Annotated in this window: 2 tRNA genes and 3 rRNA genes; all 5 read right to left on the bottom strand. The window is 55.0% G+C overall.

Annotated features, from left to right (window positions below):
- Nucleotides 1-67 precede the first annotated feature (67 nt).
- The 5 genes from rrf to KSP9073_RS17175 all read right to left on the bottom strand — a co-directional run bounded on the left by rrf (nucleotide 68) and on the right by KSP9073_RS17175 (nucleotide 5,218).
- Nucleotides 68-183 (bottom strand): 5S ribosomal RNA (gene rrf, locus KSP9073_RS17195).
- A gap of 101 nt (nucleotides 184-284) precedes the next feature.
- A 23S ribosomal RNA gene (locus KSP9073_RS17190) occupies nucleotides 285-3,176 on the bottom strand.
- 272 nt (nucleotides 3,177-3,448) lie between these two features.
- Nucleotides 3,449-3,524: transfer RNA gene (locus KSP9073_RS17185), tRNA-Ala, on the bottom strand.
- 7 nt (nucleotides 3,525-3,531) lie between these two features.
- A tRNA-Ile gene (locus tag KSP9073_RS17180) sits at nucleotides 3,532-3,608 on the bottom strand.
- Between the two features lie 69 nt (nucleotides 3,609-3,677).
- Nucleotides 3,678-5,218 (bottom strand): 16S ribosomal RNA (locus tag KSP9073_RS17175).
- Together the 16S, 23S and 5S rRNA genes with 2 tRNA genes alongside form the textbook arrangement of a ribosomal RNA operon.
- Between the last annotated feature and the right edge of the window lie 403 nt (nucleotides 5,219-5,621).

The raw sequence follows: 5,621 nt of genomic DNA, 5'->3' as shown, positions 1-5,621 counted from the left end.
CCGTGGCGGCCGGATGGCGCGCATAAAAGAACCCCGGTCCTGTTAAGGACCGGGGTTCGGAAGGGGTGCCTGACGATGACCTACTCTCACATGGGGAGACCCCACACTACCATCGGCGCGGAGCCGTTTCACTACCGAGTTCGAGAAGGGATCGGGTGGTGCCGGCACGCTATGGTCGTCAGGCAATTCTGTAGACCGGCTGCTCTTGAGCAGCGGGTCAAAATCGGGATCATGCTGATCGATATATCAACGCATTCATGTGATGCGAACCACTTGGGTGTTATATGGTCAAGCCTCACGGGCAATTAGTACGCGTCAGCTCAATGCATTGCTGCACTTACACACCGCGCCTATCGACCTCGTCGTCTTCGAGGGCCCTTCAGGGAGCTCGAGGCTCCAGGGAAGTTTCATCTTGAAGGGGGCTTCCCGCTTAGATGCCTTCAGCGGTTATCCCGTCCGCACATAGCTACCCGGCGGTGCCATTGGCATGACAACCGGTACACCAGCGGTGCGTCCACTCCGGTCCTCTCGTACTAGGAGCAGCACTTCTCAAACTTCCGACGCCCACGGCAGATAGGGACCGAACTGTCTCACGACGTTCTAAACCCAGCTCGCGTACCACTTTAAATGGCGAACAGCCATACCCTTGGGACCGACTTCAGCCCCAGGATGTGATGAGCCGACATCGAGGTGCCAAACACCGCCGTCGATATGAACTCTTGGGCGGTATCAGCCTGTTATCCCCGGAGTACCTTTTATCCGTTGAGCGATGGCCCTTCCATACAGAACCACCGGATCACTAGAACCTGCTTTCGCACCTGCTCGACATGTCCGTCTCGCAGTCAAGCACCCTTATGCTCTTGCACTCATTGCACGATTTCCAACCGTGCTGAGGGTACCTTAGTGCTCCTCCGTTACTCTTTAGGAGGAGACCGCCCCAGTCAAACTACCCACCACACACTGTCCTCACACCGGATCACGGTGCGGAGTTAGAACGCCAATGATACCAGGCTGGTATTTCAAGATTGGCTCCACCCCAACTGGCGTCAGGGTTTCAAAGCCTCCCAGCTATCCTACACAGGTAACATCAGCGTCCAGTGTGAAGCTATAGTAAAGGTTCACGGGGTCTTTCCGTCTAGCCGCGGGTACACTGCATCTTCACAGCGATTTCAATTTCACTGAGTCTCGGGTGGAGACAGCGTGGCCATCATTACGCCATTCGTGCAGGTCGGAACTTACCCGACAAGGAATTTCGCTACCTTAGGACCGTTATAGTTACGGCCGCCGTTTACCGGGGCTTCGATCAAGAGCTTCGCCTTGCGGCTAACACCATCAATTAACCTTCCGGCACCGGGCAGGCGTCACACCCTATACGTCCGCTTACGCGTTGGCAGAGTGCTGTGTTTTTAATAAACAGTTGCAGCCACCTGGTCTCTTCGGCCGGTCAGAGCTGAGGGAGCAAGTCCCGTCACCCTGGCCGGCGCACCTTCTCCCGAAGTTACGGTGCCATTTTGCCTAGTTCCTTCACCCGAGTTCTCTCATACGCCTTGGTATTCTCTACCTGACCACCTGTGTCGGTTTGGGGTACGATCGCATGTTATCTGAAGCTTAGAGGCTTTTCCCGGAAGCGTGGCATCAGTGACTTCCAGACCGTAGTCTGTTCGTCTCGCGTCTCGGCTTGTAGAGGACCGGATTTGCCTGATCCCCAGGCCTACTCGCTTTTACCAGGACAACCAACGCCTGGCTCACCTAGCCTTCTTCGTCCCCCCATCGCAATAACATCCGGTACGGGAATATTGACCCGTTTCCCATCGACTACGCCTTTCGGCCTCGCCTTAGGGGTCGACTCACCCTGCTCCGATTGACGTCGAACAGGAACCCTTGGTCTTCCGGCGGGGGAGGTTTTCACTCCCCTTGTCGTTACTCATGTCAGCATTCGCACTTGTGATACCTCCAGCAGACCTCACGATCCACCTTCGCAGGCTTACACAACGCTCCTCTACCGCGCATCCATAAGGATGCACCCGCAGCTTCGGTACCCGGTTTGAGCCCCGTTACATCTTCCGCGCAGGCCGACTCGACCAGTGAGCTATTACGCTTTCTTTAAAGGATGGCTGCTTCTAAGCCAACCTCCTGGCTGTCTGTGCCTTCCCACATCGTTTCCCACTTAACCGGGATTTTGGGACCTTGGCTGGCGGTCTGGGTTGTTTCCCTTTTCACAACGGACGTTAGCACCCGCTGTGTGTCTCCCACGCTGTACTCACCGGTATTCGGAGTTTGCCTCGGGTTGGTAAGCCGGGATGGCCCCCTAGCCGAAACAGTGCTCTACCCCCGGTGGTAATACGTGAGGCGCTACCTAAATAGCTTTCGAGGAGAACCAGCTATCTCCGAGCTTGATTAGCCTTTCACTCCGATCCACAGCTCATCTCAGCATTTTTCAACATACTTGAGTTCGGACCTCCAGTCAGTGTTACCTGACCTTCATCCTGGCCATGGATAGATCGCCCGGTTTCGGGTCTATTCCCAGCAACTAAGTCGCCCATTTAAGACTCGGTTTCCCTGCGCCTCCCCTATTCGGTTAAGCTCGCTACTGAGAATAAGTCGCTGACCCATTATACAAAAGGTACGCAGTCACAGAACAAGTCTGCTCCCACTGCTTGTACGCACACGGTTTCAGGATCTATTTCACTCCCCTCGCCGGGGTTCTTTTCGCCTTTCCCTCACGGTACTGGTTCACTATCGGTCAGTCAGGAGTATTTAGCCTTGGAGGATGGTCCCCCCATGTTCAGTCAGGGTTTCACGTGCCCCGACCTACTCGATTTCACAATGCTCGGATTTCGGCTACAGGACTATCACCTGCTATGGTCAGACTTCCCAGACTGTTCGCCTATCGGTTGCACTGCTTAAGGGCTGGTCCCCGTTCGCTCGCCGCTACTGGGGGAATCTCAATTGATGTCTTTTCCTCGGGGTACTTAGATGTTTCAGTTCTCCCGGTTCGCCTTCATGAGTTATGTATTGGCTCATGAATACTTACCTTATGGTAAGTGGGTTTCCCCATTCGGAAATCGCCGGGTCGCAGGTCATTTGCCACCTCACCGACGCTTATCGCAGGCTGTCACGTCCTTCATCGCCTCTGACTGCCTAGGCATCCACCGTGTGCGCTTAATCGCTTGACCATATAACCCCAAGGGGTCCGGTCTCACAATCACACTACATTTACCGGCATGCATACGACTATGCATGATGATAAATTTATACGTTGTCTGCCGGCCGGGTCACAACGCCCATCCGAAGATGAGGTGTTCACCGACCGACAGGTCAGCATGATCCACATTGTTAAAGAGCGTACTGTCAAAAAGACAGTCAGAAATCATGTCGATGATTGTCATCATCATGACTTTTGACTGTGGTTTCATCAGTAGAAGCGAGACTGTAACACCGAGCTGTATGGTGGAGCCTAGCGGGATCGAACCGCTGACCTCCTGCGTGCAAGGCAGGCGCTCTCCCAGCTGAGCTAAGGCCCCGACAGGTTGGTGGGTCTGGGCAGACTCGAACTGCCGACCTCACCCTTATCAGGGGTGCGCTCTAACCAACTGAGCTACAGACCCAAGCAGTCTTCGCTCTATCCGATCAGGCAATTTGTGTGGACGCGCTGGTTCGCGTGAGCACTTGTCGTTTAAGGAGGTGATCCAGCCGCAGGTTCCCCTACGGCTACCTTGTTACGACTTCACCCCAGTCATGAACCACACCGTGGTGATCGCTCTCCCGAAGGTTAAGCTAACCACTTCTGGTGCAGTCCACTCCCATGGTGTGACGGGCGGTGTGTACAAGGCCCGGGAACGTATTCACCGTGGCATTCTGATCCACGATTACTAGCGATTCCGACTTCACGGAGTCGAGTTGCAGACTCCGATCCGGACTGAGGCCGGCTTTCTGGGATTGGCTTCACGTCGCCGCTTCGCAACCCTTTGTACCGGCCATTGTAGCACGTGTGTAGCCCTGCTCGTAAGGGCCATGATGACTTGACGTCGTCCCCACCTTCCTCCGGTTTGTCACCGGCAGTCTCCCTGAAGTTCCCGCCATTACGCGCTGGCAAAAAGGGATAGGGGTTGCGCTCGTTACGGGACTTAACCCAACATTTCACAACACGAGCTGACGACAGCCATGCAGCACCTGTCTCTGCGCTCCCGAAGGCACTTCCTCATCTCTGAGGAATTCGCAGGATGTCAAGAGCAGGTAAGGTTCTTCGCGTTGCATCGAATTAAACCACATGCTCCACCGCTTGTGCGGGCCCCCGTCAATTCATTTGAGTTTTAGCCTTGCGGCCGTACTCCCCAGGCGGTCGACTTATTGCGTTAACTGCGCCACCAAACCCTCAAGGGGTCCAACGGCTGGTCGACATCGTTTACGGCGTGGACTACCAGGGTATCTAATCCTGTTTGCTACCCACGCTTTCGCGCCTCAGCGTCAGTGTCAGTCCAGAAGGCCGCCTTCGCCACTGGTATTCCTCCCGATCTCTACGCATTTCACCGCTACACCGGGAATTCCACCTTCCTCTCCTGCACTCTAGCCTACCAGTTCCGAATGCCGTTCCCGGGTTGAGCCCGGGGCTTTCACATCCGGCTTGGCAAGCCGCCTACGCGCCCTTTACGCCCAGTAATTCCGATTAACGCTTGCACCCTCCGTATTACCGCGGCTGCTGGCACGGAGTTAGCCGGTGCTTCTTCTGTGGGTGATGTCCTTCATGACGAGTATTAATCATCATGCCTTCTTCCCCACTGAAAGTGCTTTACAACCCGAAGGCCTTCTTCACACACGCGGCATGGCTGGATCAGGGTTTCCCCCATTGTCCAATATTCCCCACTGCTGCCTCCCGTAGGAGTCCGGGCCGTGTCTCAGTCCCGGTGTGGCTGATCATCCTCTCAGACCAGCTACGGATCGTCGCCTTGGTGAGCCGTTACCTCACCAACAAGCTAATCCGACATGGGCTCATCCGATAGCGCAAGGTCCGAAGATCCCCTGCTTTCTCCCGTAGGACGTATGCGGTATTAGCTCGGGTTTCCCCGAGTTATCCCCCACTACCGGGCAGATACCCATGCATTACTCACCCGTCCGCCGCTCGTCAGCGGGTAGCAAGCTACCCCTGTTACCGCTCGACTTGCATGTGTTAGGCCTGCCGCCAGCGTTCAATCTGAGCCATGATCAAACTCTTCAGTTTATTTTGAAGCTTTGAGATTCGTTTCGAAGCCTGCCGAAGCAGCCTACGAGGTGAATCAATCCGGGCTCGAGGTCAAACTAGTTACTCTTGACGAGTGTTCGTCTGCTCGATTATCTATGTGACTGGTGTCACACACGAGCCAGACGCCCACACAAATTGCCTGATCGACTTGTTAAAGAGCGTCTCGAAGATGTTGCCTCAGTCGCCGTGGCGGCTGCTTCGAGAGAGTGGGCATTTTACAGCCCTGAATCGAAAAGTCAACCTCTTTTTTTCGATTCGGAAGTCAGCGGCTGGATCCGTGATCCTGATTGGGTGACCAAAACCTCAGTCAAAACAATCACCTGCTTACCTTCCCCGCTGCCTCGTCGCCGTGTGCTCCGTGGCAGCGGATGCGTACTTTATA

The organism is Kushneria phyllosphaerae (genome assembly GCF_900312995.1).
Classification (GTDB): Bacteria; Pseudomonadota; Gammaproteobacteria; order Pseudomonadales; family Halomonadaceae; genus Kushneria; species Kushneria phyllosphaerae.
The sequence above is the reverse complement of the archived record's forward strand: the minus strand, read 5'-3'. Positions and strand labels throughout refer to the sequence as shown.